Origin of the sequence: Propioniciclava sp. MC1683, assembly GCF_014164675.1 — a bacterium.
Lineage (GTDB): Bacteria > Actinomycetota > Actinomycetes > Propionibacteriales > Propionibacteriaceae > Propioniciclava.
Genome location: NZ_JACJFX010000046.1, coordinates 1 through 18,980 on the forward strand (window position 1 = coordinate 1; position 18,980 = coordinate 18,980).

Sequence of the window (18,980 nt, forward strand, 5' to 3'; positions counted from 1 at the left end):
CCGTCAAGCGGTAACCAACCCGCGCATGTCAGTCTGACCATCCGCGTCGACGACCACGCCGAACGTCACCAAGCACCGTGCCAAAAGCGAAGTGGCGTCCCCCAACCAGGAGGACGCCACTTCGTCACGCCCCCTTGACAAAAGGGCCTACATATCAGTCGAGGGTGACTCGTCCCGACCGTGCGACCTCGGCGTACCAGAGTGCGGACGCCTTGGGGGTCCGCTGGAGCGTGTCGAAGTCGACCCGAACGATACCGAACCGTTTGGCCAGGCCCCACGCCCACTCGAAGTTGTCCAGCATCGACCACACCATGTAGCCGTCCACGGCGGCGCCGGCCTCGATGGCGGCGTGCACCGCGGCGAGGTGGTCGCGCACGTACGCGCGGCGGGTGTGGGTGTCGTCGACGAAGCCCGCGGCGTCCGGAACGTCGTCGTAGGCGGCGCCGTTCTCGGTGACGTGCAGCCGGACGCCGGCGGGACCGGTGTACTCCTCCTGCAGCCGGACGAGCAGACGGGTGAGGCCTTCGGGCTGCACCTCCCACCCCATCGCGGTGACGGGCAGCCCGCGCGGGACGAACCGCACGCGTTCCGAGCCCACGTAGGGGCTGCGCCGGGGCAGCCCACCCGGGCCGGCGAACACCAGGGGCGACTCGTCCCCCGGCACAGCGCCGGCGACGGCCGCACCGTTGTAGTAGTTCACGCCCAGCACGTCGATCGGCGACGAGATGACCGCGAAGTCGCCGTCACGGGCCGCGCGACCCAGCCCCGCCTCTGCCATGTCCTCGAGCACGTCCGCGGGGTACTCGCCCCGGAACAGGGGGTCGAGGAACACGCGGTTGAACGCCCCGTCGATGCGTCGGGCGGCGTCGACGTCGGCCGGGTTCGACGGGTCGGCCGGGTCGGCGACGGTGTGGTTGGTGGTGATGCCGACGGTGACGTCGGGTCGGTCGGCGCGGATCCGCTGCACGGCCAGGCCGTGGCCCAGCAACAGGTGGTGGGCGGCGTCCACGGCCTCGGTCGGGGAAGTGTGGCCGGGCGCGTGCTCGCCGGCCGCGTAGGACAGGAACGACGAGCACCACGGCTCGTTGAGCGTGGTCCAGACGGGCACGCGGTCGCCGAGTCGGTCCAGCACCGCGCCGGCGTAGTCGGCGAACGCCGACGCCGTGTCGCGGTTCGTCCAGCCGCCGCGGTCCTGGAGGGCCTGGGGGAGGTCCCAGTGGTAGAGCGTCAGCCACGGTCGGATGCCGCGCCCGACGAGCTCGTCGACGAGGCGGTCGTAGAAGTCGAGGCCCTCCGGGTTGGGGGTCCGGCCGTCGGGGCAGACGCGCGCCCACGACACCGAGAACCGGTACGTGTCGAGGCCGAGCGAGGCCAGCAACGCGACGTCGGAGGGCATGCGGTGGTAGTGGTCGCAGGTGACGTCGCCGGTGTCGCCGTTCACCACCGCGCCGGGGGTGTGGGCGAAGGTGTCCCAGATTGAGTCGCGGCGGCCGCCCTCGTGGCGGGCTCCCTCGATCTGGTAGGCCGCGGTGGCGGTGCCCCACGAGAACGAGGGTGAGAAGGTGAGTTCGGTCATCCCTTGACAGCTCCTTGCATAATGCCGGCGACGAGGTGTCGGCCGGCGACGACGAAGACCAGCAGCAGCGGGATCGTGGCCACCACGACGCCCGCCATGATCAGCGAGTAGTCCTTGAAGTACGACGCCTGCAGCAGTTGCAGCGCCACGGGCAGCGTCGGGTTCGTGGGACCCAGCACGATGAAGGGCCAGAAGAAGTTGGTCCACGAGCCGACGAAGGTGAACAGTGCCAGCATCGCGGCGGCCGGGCGGGCGGCGGGCAGCGCGACGTGCCAGAACGTGCGAATCATCGAGCAGCCGTCCACCCGTGCCGCCTCGATCAGTTCGTACGGCAGGGCGTCGCGGAGGTACTGGGTCATCCAGAACACCCCGAACGCGGTGACCATGCCGGGCACGATGACGGCCTGCAGCTGGCCGATCCAGCCCAGCTTCGACATCACGATGAACAGCGGCACGATGCCCAGCTGGGTCGGCACGGCCATGGTGGCGATGACGAACACCAGCAGCGGCCCGCGGCCGCGGAAGTTCAGCTTGGCGAACGAGTAACCGGCCAGGGTGGAGAAGATCACGACCGACGCCGAGGTGATCACCGCGACCAGGATCGAGTTCCACAGCGCCGTCCAGAAGTTGATGTCGGAGGAGATGACCCGGCCGATGTTCTCCAGCAGCCGGCCCTGGGGGATCAGCGACGGGATCGGGTTGCGGGCAATGGTCGCGGCGTCCGAACTGGCCAGCAGCACCGCGAACCACAGCGGGTAGGCCGAGATCAGCAGGACCAGGCCGAGCAGCACGTAGGACAGCCACGACGGGCGGCGGTCGGCGCCCCACGCGGTGCTGCTCCCGGACGCCCCGGGCTGCGGTCGGTTCAACCGACGGCGGGCGGCGCGGGCGGCACCGCGCCCGGCGGTCTGTTCGATGGCGGCGACGGAGTTCATGTGCGGGCCCCCTTGCGGACTCGCCGGGGCGCGTCCCCGGAGGCGATGCGTTGGGTGAGCAGGAAGTTGACCAGGCCGATCGCGATGATGATCCCGAAGAGGATCCAGGCGACGGCGGCTGCACGGCCGAAGCTCTTCTGCGCCCCCCAGCCGAGCTCGTAGAGATACATGGTCATCGTCATCCACTGCCGGTCCGCCCCGCCGAGGCCGAGCGTGTCGTACATGCGGGGTTCGTCGAAGATCTGCAGACCGCCGATGGTGGAGGTGATGACCACGAAGATGATCGTGGCGCGCAGCATCGGGACGGTGACCGACCAGAACTGGCGCCAGCGCGACGCCCCGTCGACGATCGCGGCCTCGTAGAGGTCCCGGGGCACGGCCTGCATGGCAGCGAGGAAGATCAGGGTGTTGTAGCCGGTCCAGCGGAAGTTGACCATGGTGGCGATCGCGAGGTGCGACGCGAGCCGGTCGGAGTGGAAGCCGATGGGGTCGATGCCGATCGTGGCCAGGAGCGTGTTCACCAACCCCGACTGGTCGGCGAAGAGCTTGGAGAAGATCAGCGACACCGCGACCGGCGCCACCACGTAGGGCAGCAGGACGCCCATGCGCCAGAAGGTCTTCGCGCGCAGGTTCGCGTCGAGCAGGGCCGCGATCGCGATGGCGGCGATCACCTGGGGGACCGACGACAGCAGGAAGATGGAGAAGGTGTTGCCCAGGGCGCGGCCGAAGCGTTGCTGCCCCAGGACGTCGACGTAGTTCTTCAGGCCGACGAAGTCCCCCTGGCCGCCGATGAGGTGCCAGTCGTGCACGGAGACGAATGCCGTGTAGAGCAGCGGGTAGAGGCCGACGACGGCGAAGAGGATGAAGAAGGGGCTGATGTAGAGGTACGGCGACAGGCGCACGTCCAGGCGGGACAGCCGCTGGCGCGCTGTGGTGCTCGACATCGAGCCTCCTCGCGGTCGTGGTGGGTTCGGGTGGGGGGCGCCCGGGCGCCGGGGGGGGCGGGGGGGCGGGGGGGGGGGGGCCGGGGGCGGGGGGGGGGGGGGGGGGGGCCCCCCGGCCCGCGGGGGGGCCCGCTCGGCCGGTGGTGCGTCAGCTGAGGCCGAGGTCGGCGTAGGCGGCGACGGCCTTGGCCCAGGAGGCCTCGGGGTCGTCGGTCTTGTCGACGTCGGCGCGGTTGATGGCGTCAGACGTCAGCGCGCGGATCGCGAAGTAGTTCGGGCCCTTGAAGGGGGTCACCGAGACGGCGTTGGCGCGGTTGGTGAGGATCTGACCGGTGGGGGCGTCGTTGAAGAACGCGTTGGTCGAGTTGAGGAGCTCGGGGGAGGCGAGGGCCTCCTTCTGGCTGGGGAAGGTGCCCTTGGACGCGAAGGCCTTGAGCTGCTGCTCGGGGGCGGTCAGCCACGCGGCCAGCTTCTTGGCCTCCTCGGGGTGCGCGCCCTGGGTCGGCACCGTCAGGTACGAGCCGCCCCAGTTGCCGCCGCCGCCGGGGAAGACGTCGGCGATGTCCCAACCCTCGACGCCCTCGGCGTTGCCCTCGATCACGCCGAGCATCCAGCCCGGGCAGAGCATCGTCGCGAAGCCGTCGTTCTGGAAGGCGGTGGACCAGTCGGTGCTCCACTGCGCGAGGTCGGCCGAGAGGTCGTCGGTGACCGCGGCGGTGATCAGCTGGTCGTAGACCTTCTTGATCTCGGTGTTCTCGCCGAGGGGGATCGGGGTGCCGTCGGCGTTCTCGAACGGGGTCTCGATCTGGTTGATCATGCCCTGGAACACGCCGTCGGCGGCGTCGAACCAGGCGGCGTCGCTCTTGGCGACGAAGTCCTTGCCGACGGTGAAGTACGTGTCCCAGCCGCCGTCGAGCAGCTTGGCGACCTCGGCGCGGTCGGAGGGCAGGCCTGCGGCCTCGAACAGGTCGGCGCGGTAGCAGATGGCCTCGGGGCCGATGTCGGTGCCGTAGCCCATGAGCTTGCCGTCGGGCGTGGTGGCTGCGGCTTCCTTCCAGTCGAGCCAGCGACCCTTGACGGCGTCGTCCTTGAGGTCGACGAACTTGTCGGCGTACTGCATCATCTCGGGCACCCAGTCGACCTCGATGGCCTCGATGTCGGCCAGCCCGGAACCGGCGGCCAGGCGGGTGTTCAGGTTGTCGCGCGCCTCGTCGGCGGTCGCGGCCTTCTTGTGCTCGACGATCACGTTCGGGTTCAGCGCCGTGTACTCCTTGACGAGCTCCTCGTAACCGAACTCGTTGAAGGTGGCGACGGTCAGGGTGATCTTCTCGTCCGACGTCGCGGGCGCAGCGCTCCCGCCGGGGGCCGGTGTCGACCCCGTGTTCGCCCCGCCGCAGGCGGACAGGGTGATGGCCAGGGCGCTGATCGCCGCGAGGGCCCCAATGCGTGACTTGTGCACAGCAACTCCTTTGTTTGTGTAGGCGGTGCTCCGCCTTCACTGGGAGCGCTCTCATCGATCCCCAATGATGTTCTGAGAGCGCTCTCAGTGGGATGACCCCAGCACACTCCTCGGGCACGTGGTCTGTCAAGGCGCGGGAAGTCACGATTCCATAACCGCCGGCTCCGTGCGCCGCGTCGAGGGTGGGGGAGGGGCCAACCCCTCCAGCCCGGAGGATTGCGCGGCTGAGACTGCTGGCAAACGTTTTCCTTCGTCCTCTGCTCGTGGTAGTTCTCGAGGGACGGCACTCACGAGGGAGAGACGACATGACCCTGACCACCAGGCGACTCGGCACGACGGACATGGAGATCACGCGGCTGGGCTTCGGCGCGTGGGCGATCGGCGGGGGTGAGTGGGCCTTCGGGTGGGGCGACCAGGACGACTCGGAGTCGGTGGCCGCCATCCGGCACGCGGTCGACTCCGGCATCAACTGGATCGACACGGCGTCCGTCTACGGGCTGGGCCACTCCGAGGAGGTCGTGGCGAAGGCGCTGAAGGACCTCCCTGAGGGGGATCGCCCCTACGTCTTCACCAAGTGCGGCATGGTCTGGGACGTCGAGCAGCCGTTCCTCCAAGCCAAGCGCGTCGGTCGCGCCGACTCCATCCGCAAGGACGTCGAGGACTCGCTCCGCCGGCTGCAGGTCGAGCGCATCGATCTGATGCAGGTGCACTGGCCGGCCGAGGACGGCAGCCCGATCGAGGAGTACTGGGGCGAGCTGGTCAAGCTCCGGGACGAGGGGAAGCTGCGCGCCATCGGGCACGTCGACTCGCTGCAGCCGCCCTTCTCGATGATTCGGCGCGAGGCGCTGGCCGACATCCTGCCCTGGTGCGCCGCCCACGACACGGGTGTGATCGTCTACTCCCCGATGCAGTCCGGCTTGCTGACCGGCGCGTTCGACAGGGAGCGCGTCGCGGGCCTCGACCCCAAGGACTGGCGCTCGCGCAACCCCGAGTTCACCACCAACCTCGACAAGAACATGGCGCTGGTCGAACGCCTCCGCTCGGTCGCCGACCGGCTCGGCTGCAGCCCCGGCGAGGTCGCCCTGGCCTGGGTGCTCACGCACGACGCCGTCACCGGCGCGATCGTGGGCGCGCGGCGTCCCGACCAGGTCGACGGCTGGATCGGCGGCGCCGACGTCACCCTCGACGAGGCCACCCTCGCCGAGCTGGCCAACGCCCTCACCGCCACGGGCGCGGGGGCCGGCCCGCTCGACTGATCCGCTCCCCCTAGGGCGTGTCTCGTAACGCTCCTGGTGTTTCTCGGGCAGGGTGTCGGTCGTGAGTCGGATGCCGGTGTTGACCGATGAGGACTGGGCCCGGTTGCAGCCGTTGATGCCTCGGTCTGGCGCGAAGGGTGGTCGGCCCTGGGCGGACCACCGGCTGGTGGTCGAGGGCATCGTGTGGCGCTACCGCACGGGGAGCCCGTGGCGGGACCTGCCCGCCGAGTTCGGGCCGTGGCAGACCGTGTGGGCCCGGCACCGCACCTGGAGCGAGGACGGCACCTGGGACCGGATCCACACCACGCTGATGGGCCAGGCCGACGCCGCCGGACGGGTCGACTGGTCGGTGAACGTGGACTCCACGATCAACCGCGCCCACCAGCACGGCACCAACCTGCCCCGGGACACAGGGGGCACCACCGAACTACAACAATCTGCGCCTGGAGTCGCCTGATCACGGTATCGGGCGTTCTCGGGGCGGGTTGACCAGCAAGATCCACCACCTCGCCGACGGCCGGGGCGCACCGATGGTCGTGGTCGTGTCGGCCGGGCAGTCCGGGGACTCGCCGATGCTGCCGGTGCTGTTGGACCACCTGTCCGTCCCGCGAGTCGGCCCGGGCCGGCCACGGACGACCCCGGACCGGCTCCGCGGCGACAAGGCCTACTCCTCCCGCGGCCACCGCACCCTGCTCCGCGCCCGCGGGATCACCGCCACCATCCCCGAGCCGGCCGACCAGATCGCGAACCGGAAACGCCGGGGCAGCGCTGGGGGCCGACCCCCAGCCTTCGACGCCGAGGACTACAAGAACCGCAACCACGTCGAACGCTCGTTCAACCACGGCAAGCAATGGCGCGGGTTCGCCACCCGCTACGACAAACTCGGCATCGTCTACCGCGGCGCCGCCGTCCTCAACGCCATCATCAGATGGCTCCAACGGTTACGAGACACGCCCTAGTTGCCGAGGGGCTTGTTCGTCTTCAGCAGGTGCCAGACACGCTCCTGGTTCTTGGGTAGTTGGAGCAGGTCGACGGCGGCGTCCACCTCGCGGGGGAGCAGCTCCTCCTCGGACGCCGTCGCGCCGGGCCTGTCGCCGGTCAGCACACCCGCGATGCGCGCCACGATGGCCCGGTCGGTCTCGGACGCCTCGTCCCACCCCGCGTCCAGCGGTTCGGCCTCGGGCGAGTGCAGCGGCAGGTCGACCAGGGCCGGCGGCGTCCAGCCACCCTCGACCAGCGCCAACGCGGCAGCCTTCGCCTCGGCCAGCACCCGGCGCGCCGACGCGACGACCAGGTCGTCCTGGCGCAGCAGGTGCCAGTCGCCCGCCTGCCATGCCGACGTGCTCACCTCGCAGCTCGACGTCACCTCGAAGGCGGACGCCGCAGCCTCACCTTCGCCCGCCGCCACCGCGCGGGCGAGGCTCTGCGCGACACCGCCCCAGGCGGGGATCAGGCCGACCGACCGCTCGGGGAAGCCCGCGTACAGCTCGGCGTGGGCGACGATGCGGTTGGCGATGAGCATCAGCTCGTTGCCGCCGCCCAACGCCAGGCCGCGTGCGGCCGCCACCACGGGGAACTCGGCGTTCCGCAGCGCATGGAACGCCGCCTGACCCCGCCGCGCGAACCCCCGGATCCCGTCGGCGTCGCCGGCATCGAGCAAGGACACGAACGTGCGCAGCGCCAGGCACGCGATGCCGTCACCCAGGTCGACCACGGCCGCATCGTCCGACTCGGCGAGCACCCCGAAGTTCCGCTCCGCCTCGGCGACCGTCAGGACGCCCTCCACCCGACGCCGCTCCCGCACAGCACCGTCCGAACCCAGCACCGTGTCGGTCGACGGGTAGAACCCACCGGCCTCGACCGCAGCGCGCAGCAATGCCGGCACGAGGCGTCCCTCGGCCTCGTACCGGGCCACCAACGCGGCCACGCCCATGGCGTCCGCGGGGATGGTCGCGGCGGCACCCGCGAGGACTCCGCCATGCCGGCCATGAACGCGAGGATCTGAGATGACCGACAACTTCGTGTCCAGCCGCTACCGCGTGGAGGGGATCCGCGACAGCAACGACGTGACCGCCGCCCTGCAGGAGCTCTACGACGTGTTCGCCGACCTGGGCCTGGGGCAGGCGATGATCGAGATGACCGGCAACCGCACCGCCGACCTGGTCGTGAAGCACAAGGAGTCGGTGTCGCCCGACGTCGCCGACATCGCTGCGGCCCTGCAGCGGGCCGGCCACTTCTTGCTGGTGTAGGACGCCCAGGCTGCCGCACCCGCAGGACGGGTCGCACCCCGCCGAGGACCGCCGCGACAACTGAACCGACGGTTCAGGGAGACCGCAGTCGATTCGCTCTCGACCTGTCCCGGTGAGCGGGACAGGTCGGGAGCGTCGCGACAGGGTGGTGAGGGCGAGCTTCCCACTCAACTTCCCAGCTACCCAGCAGGTGTGTAGTCGAAGTGGGAAGTTGTGTGTGAAGCTGCTGGTTCGGGGCCAGGTCACGGGCGCATGTCGTCGTGGATCCGCACGCTCGACAGCTCGATCTCGCCGGTGGGCAGGACCCAGAAGTGCAGGCGGCGGGCCTGGGGCGTCCCGTGCTGGAGGTTGACGCGCCAGCAGGTCGCACCGTCGGCGCGCGACAGGTAGGGGTCGTCGCCGCCCGCGCCGGTGCGCATCTGGTGGGTGCGGCGTCCGGGCATGTCGTAGACGCGACCCGTGATGACCTCGATGACCACCTCGACGGCCTTGGCCCGGTCGCGGTCGCTGACCTCGGCGAGGCTGGGCAGGAAGTCGGCCCCGAGCAGGTAGGACGCCCGCGGCAAGTTGGGCTTCTCGGCGGCCGGGATGCGGCGGGCCCACTCCAGGTCCACCTCGTAGCGGAACTGCTCGGCCGGGTCGGGGAAGGCGTTTCGGTCCCGGTCGCGGTCCTCCAGGATGCCCTCGACCCCCGCCAGCTGCTTGTCCTTGGCCGCGAGCTGCTTGGTGAGCCGGCTCACCGTCTGGTCCTGGTCGCGCCCGCGACGACGCAGTCGCTTCAACTCGTCGGCGTCGGCGTCCGCGGCGTCCTGGAGGCGGGCCACCTCGCGTGCGAGCGCGTCCCGCTCGGCGGTCATCACGCGCAGGGCATCGTCCGTCGGCTGGGGCTCCATGACCGGGGGTTCCTGCGCCGGTGGAGCCTCGGCCACCGGCGTGGGGGGTGGGGTCACGCTCGGGACCGGTTCGGGTGCCCGGTCGACCGTCGGTTCCTCGACCTCGGACGCCTCGGGCTCGGGTTCGGCGTCCCACGCCAGGGGTTCGGGAAGCCACGGGGGCCCACCGGGCAGCAGGGCAGGCGCCGGGCGCGGCTCCTCGTCGGGGTCGACGTCGAGGAGGCTCAGCTGCCAGTCGTCATCGGCCTCACCGGCCTGGACGATGCGGGCCGACAGGATCTCGCCCACGGTCAGCCACTGCCGCACGTCGATGACGAATCGGCCGCTGACGATGTCCTCGGCCGGCACCACGGGCTGGACGCCCGGGAAGATCTCCAGGACGGCGATCTCCCGCTCGACCGCGACGACGCGCGCGGTCACCAGGTCGTCATGCTGGAAGGTGGCCAGCGCGACGTCGGCCGTGATGAGGGACGCCGCCACGTCGAGCCGGCCGGTGGCCTCGTCGAGGTCTCCCTCGACGCGCATGCCCGGTTGGACGAGGTGTTCGGCGTCGACGTCCTCGACCACGAGCTCGGGCCAGATGGTCGCCATGCCGCCTTGGTCGAGGGAGACCAGGCCCCGGCCGGACACTGATCCCTTCACCGTGCCCGTCACGCGGCGCGCCCGGATCGGCCGCGCCGTGTACGAGCTGAGTCGCGACGAGGCCAGGGCGTCGCGGATGAGTGCCTCGGTGGAGGCGGCCGCATGGCTGGCGTCCCAGGTGAACCGGAGGGGGGAGCGGTCGAGGTTGGTCGTCCACTCCAGGCCGACGGGGTAGACGCGGCCCGCGCCGCCGTAGCACTCGGTGCCCGGGAACCGGGCCAAGGCCTCGGAGAACGCCCACGACACCTCGCCGGTGCCCATCTCGAAGATGTCGACGAGCGTCCCCACGTCCTGGACGATGCGCGCCACGTCGACCAGCGGGCGGTAGTCGCCGGCGCGACGGGTGAGCAGCAGGGTGGGGCGCGTCCGCTCGGGGTTCAACAGGTGGGCGGCCAGGGCTGCGGCCATGTCCGGGCTGTCGACCGGCGTCACGGCACCGGCGGTGAAGGTGAGGTCGGGGCGTCCGGCCTGCCGGGCGGTGGTGGGGATGGGTTGGGGGGCTGATGCCGTCTTCGCGTTCTCGATGTGGCGGACCAACTGGTCGAGGCGGGCCCGCTTGGTGGTGTTGCGGGAGCCGACCAAGGGCGCCGCGTAGGGGGCGTCGGCCCGCCGGACAGGGAACACGCGGGCGGCGCCCCCGTACACGGTGAACTCGTCGCCCAGGCGGGCGTTGAGCTGGGAATTCAGGTTGGCCGGGACCACGAGCACGCGTCCGTCGGGACCGGCGGCGCGGGTCACGGCGTCCAGGTCGAAATCGGGAGCATGCGCGTCGCGGCGCGTCGAGAGCACCACGACCACCCCCGACTGCTCGGTGCTGGCCACGTCACGCAGGGCCATGCCGAGGGCGAACTCGTCCAGAATTGTCTGTGCCGTCACGGTCGAACCTTTCGGACGAGGGGGTGGAACTGCGTGCTCCTGGCCCTGGTGTGCGAGTGCCCGTGGTCCCAATCTAGTGCCGTGACGGGCGGGAGAGATGGGCTCGACTGGCGCAAGCGGCTAGGGTCACGTGAAGATTCCCGTCCTCGGAGGATTGTCCGTGTCCCGACCACGCCCGACGGTGTGCCGTGGTTGCCGGTGACTCTGCCGGCGCCGGGTCGCGCCGCCAGTTGGCCCTCGCCGAGGCCCACGAGCGCGCAGCGGCCGACGCGCGTGCCGCGGCGGGGCGCTACGGCATCGCGGAGGTCACCGAGAACTGGTTCCTTCAGTGGAGCAGGTCCGCTCTGGACCTGTTGACCCAGGACGCCTGACGACCGGCGTGGCCGCTTCAGGCGGGTCGGACGGTCTCGACCGGGACGACCGCTGCGAGGCGCCCCTCTGAACGGAGCGGATCGTGCCGCCCGAAGCTCGCCGCCCTGCCGACCACGATGAACCGCACCGAGGGTCCTGACTCAACCACGAAGTCGTAGCCGGCTCCTTGATCGCCGGCGACGACACGCCCCTCCTGCTCGAGGCGCTGCCCGACGGCCACAACGGCCCGAGCGTGCTGGTCCGCCGCAGCCTCCGACGCCAGCCCGCGGACGGCGGCGATGGCCAGGAGCGAACCCTCGTCCAACCCGGCGGCATCCACCAGCGAGGCAGCCCACCCAGTGTCCGTGTCCTGGCTGGGGGACAGGTCGAGCGCGGCGTCCGTCGACACCCGCGTCCGCCCCGCCGCGGGATCCCAGCGCCAGGTCGACGGGCGTCCGTCCTCGTCGAGGGTGATGAGGAGGTAGTCGGTGGCCGAGTGGGGGTCCTCCAACAGCATCCCGTCCCGCAGGGCGGGGCTGAGGTCGTCTGCGACGCGCTCCACCAGGGCGTTCAGCAGGGGGTGCCCCGGCGCCAGGAACTGGCTCTCGCCGGCGTCATCGTCGACCAGACCTTGCCGGACGAGGTGCAGTCGCCCGTACTGCTTCGCGACCCCAGGCAGGGCGGCGAGGTGTTGCGGCACGTAGGGGACCCGCCACACCGTGTCGTCACCCAGTGAGTGAACTTCCGCACCCGACCGGTGCAGCGCCGCGCGGGCGAAGTCCGGGACCATGTCGGGTTGTGGGTCCCGGGCGCGGGCCCACTCCAGCCTGCGCTGGATCGCCACGAGGTCTTCCTGACTGAACTCGGTGGTGCTGGCCTCGCGGATCGCCAGTTCGTCCGCCAGCCCGGTGCCCAGGCGTTCTTCCAGCACGGACAGGGCCGCGCCCGGATCCTGGTTCCTGATGGCATCGGTCAGGATCTCGCTGAGCTCCGCCCCGGACAGCACGTCGCCGAGCACATCGAACACCCGGTCGCCCAAGGCGTCCCGCTGCACCGCCAGCTTCTCCAGGAGGGTCTGGAACACAGCGCCCTCGCGGGTGTCGCTGGCGACGAGGTTCCACAGGTAGCAGGTGCGATCCTGCCCGATGCGGTGGATGCGCCCGAACCGCTGCTCCAGGCGGTTCGGGTTCCACGGGATGTCGTAGTTCACCATCAGGTTGGCCACCTGCAGGTTGACGCCCTCACCGGCGGCGTCGGTGGCCAGCAGGATCCCGCACAGGGGGTCGTGGGTGAAGTCGTGTTGGGCCCGGCGCCGTTCGTGCCGCTGCACCTGGCCGTGGATCACGGCGGCGTACTCGCTGGGGCCCAGGACCTCCTCGAGCCGCTCCTCCAGGTAGCGCAGCGTGTCGCGGTGCTCGGTGAAGATGATGACCTTGCGGCGCGTCCCCGTCTCGTCGAAGCTGTCCGGGCTGGTCAGGAAGGACTTCAGCGCCTCCCACTTCTGGTCGATGCCCGAGCGGCGCACCTCGGACGCCTTGGCGACCAGGTCGGCCAGCACCAACAGTTCCGTGCGGAGTTCGGCCGGGGTCCGGGACGCCGACGCCGTGGAGGCCTGCTCGTCGTCGGGCTCGTCATCGTCGGTGGGGACCGCGGTGCCGTCCAGCGATGCGCGCAGCAACCCTGCGAGGTTGGCGTCGTGGCGCTCGGCCCGCTCCAACGCGGACTCCAGCAGTACGTGGCGACGCTCCAGGGACCGCAGGATCGCCTCGGGCGACGAGGCGAGGCGGCGCTGCAGGACGGTCATGGCGAACCCGACCGTGCGTCGGACGCTCTCGTCCATGGACTTGTTCATCTCTTCGGCGACGTAGTGGGTGACGGCGTCGTAGAGGACCTGCTCGCTGGGCGTCATCGCGTAGTTGAGCGTCGACGCGACACGCGGCGGGAACAGGGCACTCCCGTCGGCATGGACGAGTTGCTCCTTCACCAGCCGCCGGACCGGGGCCTGGTCGAGGACAGGGCGACGGTCGTCCACGCTCACCCCCAGCAGTTCCATGAAGAGGGCGAAGTCGTCCGGCTTGCCGTTGTGCGGGGTGGCGGTCAGGAGCAGGAGGTGCTCGGCTTCGCCGGCCAGAGCCTGGCCGAGTTGGTAGCGCTTGCTGTAGAGGATGCGGTTCCCCCAGCGCCGCGCGCTCATCTTGTGCGCCTCGTCGACCACGACGACGTCGAAGTCCTCAGCGAGGACGGCGTCCATCAAGTCCTCGTTGCGGGCGACCTGGTCGATCCGGGCGACGACGAGGGGGCCGACCTCCTCCAGACGCGGCCTCCCGGACGGGTCGGTGACCAGGTGCTGGGTGCCCAACTCAACGAACGAGAGACCGAAGCGGCTCCACATCTCGTCGACCCACTGTTCGGTCAGGCTCCCGGGCGCGACGATGAGGACGCGCGTCGCACGGCTGCTCGCGAGCACCTCTTTGAGGTACAGGCCGGTCATGATCGTTTTGCCTGCGCCGGGGTCATCGGCCAGCAGGAACCTGAGCCGGTCGTGGGGCAGGATCTCGTGGTAGACGGCCTGCACCTGGTGGGGCAGCGGGGTGATGTTGGAGGCGCTGACCGCGACGAGGCGTCCCTCGTGGGGCACGGCGCGCAGGGCCAGCGCTTGGATGCCGAGCTGGAAGTCGGGCCACGTAGCGCGCCACGTCCGTCGGCTGGTCGCGGGCACGACGGCGGCCAGGCGATCCGGTGTCAGGAAGCTGTTGCCCTCCTCGCCGTTGCCGGTCGAGTACCTCACCAGCGCGGACGGACCGGCGGGCCTGATCTCGAGCACCGTGACGGGCTCGTTCGGGAGAATTCCCTCATAGCGAGCGCCGATCTCAAGCTCTTTCGGATCAGTCATGCCTTTTCCTGTAACGTCCCCAGATAATCGGAACACTAGCTGAACAAGGGGCCGTGCAATGGCTGCTCGGGTACTCGTCCTGTCTGGGCTGAACCTCGACAAGGGATGGCCCGATGAATTCCCCGGTGTCGGGCCACTGCTCCGTGCAGCCAGCGCTGACCTGCTCCTTCAGGTGGCTGGGCGTGCATTCGAGATGGACCTGACGGCCATGGTGGTCCTCGGGGGGCTGTGGGATGCGAGCAGCGTGCGCAGTAGCACGGTCGACGAGGTGAAGGCCGTGCTGGACGCCATGCCCTTCCCGGTCGTGGTCCTCCCCGATGCCGCCGAGGCGCACCTCCAGAACCCGCCGCGGCAGCTCGTGGAGTGGCCGGCGTCCGTGCTCTGGATCGGACCCGGTGAGGTGCGCACGATCGAACTCGGTGGCACCGACTTCGCGTTCGCAGGCCCCCTCGCCCCAGCGCTGCGCGCCGAGGGCAAGGTGGTCTTCACGAACATGCCGCAGCTGCTGCCGACGAACGTTCCCGTCGTCACACCCCCGGATGACCGCCCGGATTCGACCCTCCATGTCTTGGAAGTGTCGCCCTTGGTCCCCGGCTCGGGTGGGGGGACGCCGCGGGCCCAGCTGGTCACGTGGACCGATGACCGAGGTCTGGAGGCAGCGGACATCGACTTCGACCTGACCGTCGGCGAGCCGCGAACGATCGACGTCGGCGTACACGAGGATTCGGCCTCCTTGGTGCAGGAACTCGACGGTGCGGTCGCGGCCAGTTCCCCCTTGGACCGCATCATCGTCAGCGGGCGCGTTGGCCCCCGGCTGGTCATCCCCCCAGCACTGGACTGGCGACCGGTACGCGACGACGTCACGGTGGTCTGGCGGGACCTTGCCTACGAGTTCCCCACGGCGTCCCCGGAGGACCGCACCGTGGCGGCTGGGCTGGTCCGACGGCTGTCGGGTGCCGGACCGGATGTGGCACGGCGTCACCAAGCGCTGGCCCTGGGTGTCAGCTCGCTGGAAGGAGCGGACGCATCGTGAAGTTCATGGAGGTCACCGCAACGCACTTCGGCCCGTTCCGTGGGGACACCCTCCACCTGGCGCCGGGGTTCACGGTCGTCCACGGCCCCAATGAGAGCGGCAAGTCCACGTGGGCAGCCGCACTGTTCGCCGTCCTCGCGGGGCGGCGGCGGGCGCCCGGCCGCGGGACTGGAGTTGAAGCCCAATTCCGGAAGCGGCACCAGCCTTGGAGAGGGTCACGCTGGCAGGTGGGCGCGACCATCGCGCTCGACTCGGGCGACACCCTCGACGTCACTCAGGACCTCGTGGGCGGCACGACCGCGATCGTCCCGGCAGGGGCGGAGCGCGCGCTGGGGCGCAAGGAGCTGGAGGAGCGTTTCGGTCTGACGCACACCGACTGGGCGGACATCGATGTCGGCGAGCTCTTCGGGTTGAGCCGGGAGACCCTGCGCTCGATCATCTTCGTGCCCCAGGCGGACATCTTGCGGGTGCTGCAGGACGCCAAGAAGCTCCAGGAGTTCATCCAGCGCGCGGCCACCACCGAATCCCTCGACGTGACCGCGCATCAGGTCCTGGAAAAGTTGAAGGACGAGGCGTCGACCCGGGTTGGGAGCGAGTCGATCGGACAGCGCCCACTGAGGCGCACCCTTGCGGAGTTGGAGGAGGCCAAGAAGGCCACGTACGCGCTGCGGGCGGCCCGGGACGAACTGCGCTTGACGGCTGCCCGTGTCTCCGGGTTGCGGGGTGACGAGGAACGCGCGAGGGCCGAGCTGGAGCGCGTGCGGGTCCTGCAGGTGTGGGCCGAGGCCGATGCGCTCGAGCAGCGCCTCGCCAAGGTGCGCGGGTACGACGAGCAGCTCGCCGGTCTGGCGTCCATCGGGGAGCCGGCCGCGGACGACCTCGTGGAGCGGCTGCGTGCTGCCCTGAACGGCTTCCTCAACCGCGATGCGCTGCCCGAGGAGCCTCCCGGGCCGTCTGCCGACGAGCTGCGCGAGCAGTTGGCCGAACTCCCCGAGATGCCGGAGGGTGACACCGCACCCGACCCCGCCGTCCGCGGTCTCTGGGAAGCCCTCAACAGGGTGACCTCCTCGCTGGATTCGCGCGAGGACCTCGACCACGCCGCCCCGGCGGAGGGCACACTGCCGGACGCATCCAGCGACGAGCTGCGCGAGTTCGCCACCCAGGTTCGCGCTGCGCGACCGGTGTGGGACGCGACCCACGACGAGGACGAATCGCGGCTGAGGGACCAGTACGACCACGACCTCGCCCAGCATGCGCGCGACCTCCTGGCGTGGCAGGAACGCTCGGCCTCCCAAGAGGAGGCGATGCGCCGCTACACGGTTGCCAAGGAACGGTACGACGCGGAGCGGGTCACCTACGAGCAAGAGGTCGCGGCGTTCCGCGGCCGTCAGCCCGTCGACGGCGGACCCGGGCGTCGGGCGTCCGACCAGTACGCCCGCAGTTCGGCCGGGCCGTCCCTGTGGCTGCTGATCGCGGGCGGGGTGCTCGTCGTGATCGGCCTCCTGATGCTGCTGCTCGACCCGGTCATCGGGGGCGCGGGTGCGGCCGTCGGTGTGGCTGTGCTCGTCGCAGGGTTGGTCATGCGTGGACGTCGCCCGGCCCGGGTGGCCGACCCGTCCTCTGGGACGCCGTCGGCACAGGACCCGCCTGTGGCACCGACGCCGCCTGAGGTTCCGATCTTCCAGCACCCGGGCGACAAGCCGCGGGAGCCGGTCATCTCGGACAGGGTGGACGACATCGTCCGGCGGCGTGATGCGTGGCAGCGGGCGGCGTCCGAGTTCGACCAACGGCGTGTGGAGCTGACCACGCTGCTCGGCGACCGCGGGCTGCCGATCGATCCGAATGAACTGGAAGGCCTCGCCCGCCGCATCGACGAGCGAGAGGGAGCCAAGAAGCTCGCCGACGAGCAACGTGAAGAGATCGCTCGGCTGCGGGTCGAGGTCGGGGACGCCGCGCACCGGTTGGTCGACGCCCTGCGTGCCAAGGGGCCGCTGGATGTCGCGAACCCCCGCGATGCCCGGGAGGCCGACGCGGCGTACCGCCGCTACGAGGAGGCGTGCGCCGAACGCGCCGTCGTGGCGAGGGAGGCGCAGCGACGCGAGGAACTGACGCGCACGCTGGAGATCCGGGAGCAGGCTGACCAGGCCTACCGCGAGGCGGTGGGACGGGACGCGGCCCGCGCGGAAGCGGTCGTGGCCGCGGCGCGCGAGGTCGACGCGGACACTGGGGACGACCCGGACCAGGCCGCTGGCAAGCTGGAGGATTGGTTGGGCGCCCAGAATCGCGCACGGGAGGCACGACACGTCCGTGACAATGTGCTTTCCCTGCGGGAGCAGCAACTGGACGGCGCGACCACGGCCGAACTCGAGGAGCAGCTGACAACCCTCACGTCCGGTTTGGGGGAGCGGCCGGAGCACCTGCCGTCCGAGGTCGATGAACTGGTCGCGGGTGCCGCGAAGGCGGTGGAAGATGCAGCGACCGAGCGCGCCGGCGCCGAGGGCGAGCTCGCGCGCCTGCGTCGCAGCGAGGGTGATCTGGCGCAGGCCGTCGAGGCAGAGGCTGCCCTGTCGCGGGAGAAGTCGTCGCTGGAGGAACTCAAGAGCATCCTGGACCTGGTGGCCGGAGACCTCGAAGTGGCGCAACAGGAAGCGCACCGGAACATCTCGCCGGTCCTGGAGCGAGCCATCCGTGGACGCCTTCCCTTGGTCACCCAGGGTCGCTACCAGGACGTGCGGGTCAAGGCAGAGACGCTGGCGGTGGAGTTGTTGGACCCCTCGGGCACGTGGCGTGATGCGGCACTCCTGTCTCAGGGCACGACCGAGCAGACCTACCTGTTGCTGCGGCTGGCCCTGGTCGAGAACCTCGGCACCGACGAGGCGATGCCCCTGATCCTCGATGACGTCACCGTGCAGTGTGATGCCGCGCGAACGGTCGCGCTGTTGGATCTCCTGCACGAGGTGTCCAAGGAGCGCCAGGTGGTGCTGTTCTCGCAGGAGACAGGGGTCCGCGCGTGGGCTCGCGAGAAGCTCGCTGATCCGCAGGACCGGCTCATCGAGCTGGAAGGACCGGTCCCAGGGCGACGCTGAGCTTCGGGGTCGCGGCCATCAGCCCAAGCCCAACCGGCGACACACATCCTCGCCACCCATCGTGGCGATGACGTCGGGGTCACCGACGACGATCAGGCGATCGGTGGCACGGGACAGGCCGACGTAGAGGCGTTCGGCCGCCCGGTCGCGCGTGCCGGATTCGTTGACGCACAGCACGATGGCGCGGCGTTCCATGCCCTTGAAGCCCAGGACGTGGCCGTAGAAGATGTCGTCGGCGTCCCAGAAGGTGTCCCAGTAGCCCTGCTGGCCCTGGGACTCCTGACGCTCCACCTGCACCGGGTGCCGCTGGCCGAGGGTGATGAGGGCGATGTTGCCGGCGTCCCAGCCCTCGTTGAAGAGTGCGTCGGCCTGGTCGTCGGCCACCTGGAGCGCGTCGGCGCTGCTGGCGGGCACGAACGTCACCTGCGGCCCGTCGCCGCCGCGGAGTTCCATGCCGGTGGGCGCCAAGGGCACGAACGTGGACGCGATCTGCTTGGTGTTGCGCAGGTTGTGGTCCAGGACGAGGGGCACCAACTGGACGGGAGGGCGTCCGAATCGGGCGAACACGCGCTGGCGTTCGTCGGAGTAGGCGTAGAGGCCGCCGGTCTCCTCGTCCTTGAGGGCGCTGAGGAGGGGGAGCCACCAGTCGTCGGCGAAATCCGGCTCATCACAGTTGAGGGTGTAGAGGCCGGTGATCTGGGGAGGCGCGTCGCTCCGCGGTTGAGGGTCGAGGTCTTCCGATGATGGAGGTTCCTACGCCTTCCATCCGAAAGACCTCGACGTGCTC

14 protein-coding genes are annotated in these 18,980 nt (G+C 70.4%); 6 read left to right on the plus strand and 8 right to left on the minus strand.

All coding sequences use genetic code 11. The features are described 5' to 3' along the window. Positions 1-154: 154 nt before the first annotated feature. The 4 genes from H5397_RS15995 to H5397_RS16010 all read right to left on the minus strand — a co-directional run bounded on the left by H5397_RS15995 (position 155) and on the right by H5397_RS16010 (position 4,914). Positions 155-1,576, minus strand: a complete 1,422-nt coding sequence (locus H5397_RS15995) for a glycoside hydrolase family 1 protein (RefSeq protein ID WP_182818666.1) — start codon at positions 1,574-1,576, stop codon at positions 155-157. Then, the gene (locus H5397_RS16000; protein WP_182818667.1) at positions 1,573-2,511 is read right to left on the minus strand and encodes a carbohydrate ABC transporter permease; all 939 of its coding nucleotides are present in this window, start codon (positions 2,509-2,511) and stop codon (positions 1,573-1,575) included. The genes H5397_RS15995 and H5397_RS16000 overlap by 4 nt, the downstream gene beginning before the upstream one ends. Then, positions 2,508-3,455 (minus strand): carbohydrate ABC transporter permease, encoded by a 948-nt coding sequence (locus H5397_RS16005; protein WP_182818668.1) that lies wholly within the window; start codon positions 3,453-3,455, stop codon positions 2,508-2,510. The genes H5397_RS16000 and H5397_RS16005 overlap by 4 nt, the downstream gene beginning before the upstream one ends. A 148-nt stretch (positions 3,456-3,603) precedes the next feature. After that, a complete protein-coding gene (locus H5397_RS16010; RefSeq protein WP_182818669.1) occupies positions 3,604-4,914 on the minus strand; it encodes an extracellular solute-binding protein in 1,311 nt (436 codons plus the stop codon). A gap of 305 nt (positions 4,915-5,219) precedes the next feature. Here H5397_RS16010 and H5397_RS16015 point away from each other — a divergent pair, with 305 nt between their 5' ends. Together H5397_RS16015 and H5397_RS16020 are read left to right on the plus strand one after the other, a co-directional pair. After that, positions 5,220-6,170: an aldo/keto reductase gene (locus tag H5397_RS16015; RefSeq protein WP_220492356.1), complete on the plus strand. Its 951-nt coding sequence runs from the start codon at positions 5,220-5,222 to the stop codon at positions 6,168-6,170. A 61-nt stretch (positions 6,171-6,231) separates the two neighbouring features. Then, positions 6,232-7,129 (plus strand): IS5 family transposase gene (locus tag H5397_RS16020; protein WP_375539467.1). Its coding sequence is split into 2 segments (ribosomal slippage): positions 6,232-6,578 and positions 6,577-7,129, totalling 900 coding nucleotides; the frame shifts between segments, so codons are not numbered across the junction. Here the strand turns inward: H5397_RS16020 and H5397_RS16025 are convergent. After that, the gene (locus H5397_RS16025; RefSeq protein WP_182818671.1) at positions 7,126-8,103 is read right to left on the minus strand and encodes an enoyl-CoA hydratase/isomerase family protein; all 978 of its coding nucleotides are present in this window, start codon (positions 8,101-8,103) and stop codon (positions 7,126-7,128) included. The genes H5397_RS16020 and H5397_RS16025 overlap by 4 nt on opposite strands. A 73-nt stretch (positions 8,104-8,176) precedes the next feature. On the opposite strand from H5397_RS16025, the gene H5397_RS16030 reads away from it, so the two are divergent. Next, a complete protein-coding gene (locus H5397_RS16030; RefSeq protein ID WP_182818673.1) occupies positions 8,177-8,419 on the plus strand; it encodes a hypothetical protein in 243 nt (80 codons plus the stop codon). A 242-nt stretch (positions 8,420-8,661) separates the two neighbouring features. Here the strand turns inward: H5397_RS16030 and H5397_RS16035 are convergent, their stop codons facing one another. After that, the gene (locus H5397_RS16035) at positions 8,662-10,830 is read right to left on the minus strand and encodes a polymer-forming cytoskeletal protein (RefSeq protein WP_182818674.1); all 2,169 of its coding nucleotides are present in this window, start codon (positions 10,828-10,830) and stop codon (positions 8,662-8,664) included. Between the two features lie 188 nt (positions 10,831-11,018). On the opposite strand from H5397_RS16035, the gene H5397_RS16040 reads away from it, so the two are divergent. Continuing rightward, positions 11,019-11,201, plus strand: a complete 183-nt coding sequence (locus H5397_RS16040; RefSeq protein ID WP_182818675.1) for a hypothetical protein — start codon at positions 11,019-11,021, stop codon at positions 11,199-11,201. Between the two features lie 17 nt (positions 11,202-11,218). Here H5397_RS16040 and H5397_RS16045 read toward each other — a convergent pair whose 3' ends face one another. Continuing rightward, a complete protein-coding gene (locus tag H5397_RS16045; protein WP_182818676.1) occupies positions 11,219-14,074 on the minus strand; it encodes a DEAD/DEAH box helicase in 2,856 nt (951 codons plus the stop codon). 193 nt (positions 14,075-14,267) lie between these two features. Between H5397_RS16045 and H5397_RS16050 the strand changes: the two genes are divergently transcribed. Together H5397_RS16050 and H5397_RS16055 are read left to right on the plus strand one after the other, a co-directional pair. Further along, a complete protein-coding gene (locus H5397_RS16050; protein ID WP_182818677.1) occupies positions 14,268-15,107 on the plus strand; it encodes a hypothetical protein in 840 nt (279 codons plus the stop codon). 5 nt (positions 15,108-15,112) lie between these two features. Beyond that, positions 15,113-18,193, plus strand: coding sequence for an AAA family ATPase (locus tag H5397_RS16055; protein WP_182818678.1), 3,081 nt, complete (start codon positions 15,113-15,115; stop codon positions 18,191-18,193). Between the two features lie 18 nt (positions 18,194-18,211). Here H5397_RS16055 and H5397_RS16060 read toward each other — a convergent pair whose 3' ends face one another. Beyond that, positions 18,212-18,724 (minus strand): C-terminal helicase domain-containing protein, encoded by a 513-nt coding sequence (locus H5397_RS16060; protein WP_220492357.1) that lies wholly within the window; start codon positions 18,722-18,724, stop codon positions 18,212-18,214. Positions 18,725-18,980: the final 256 nt, after the last annotated feature.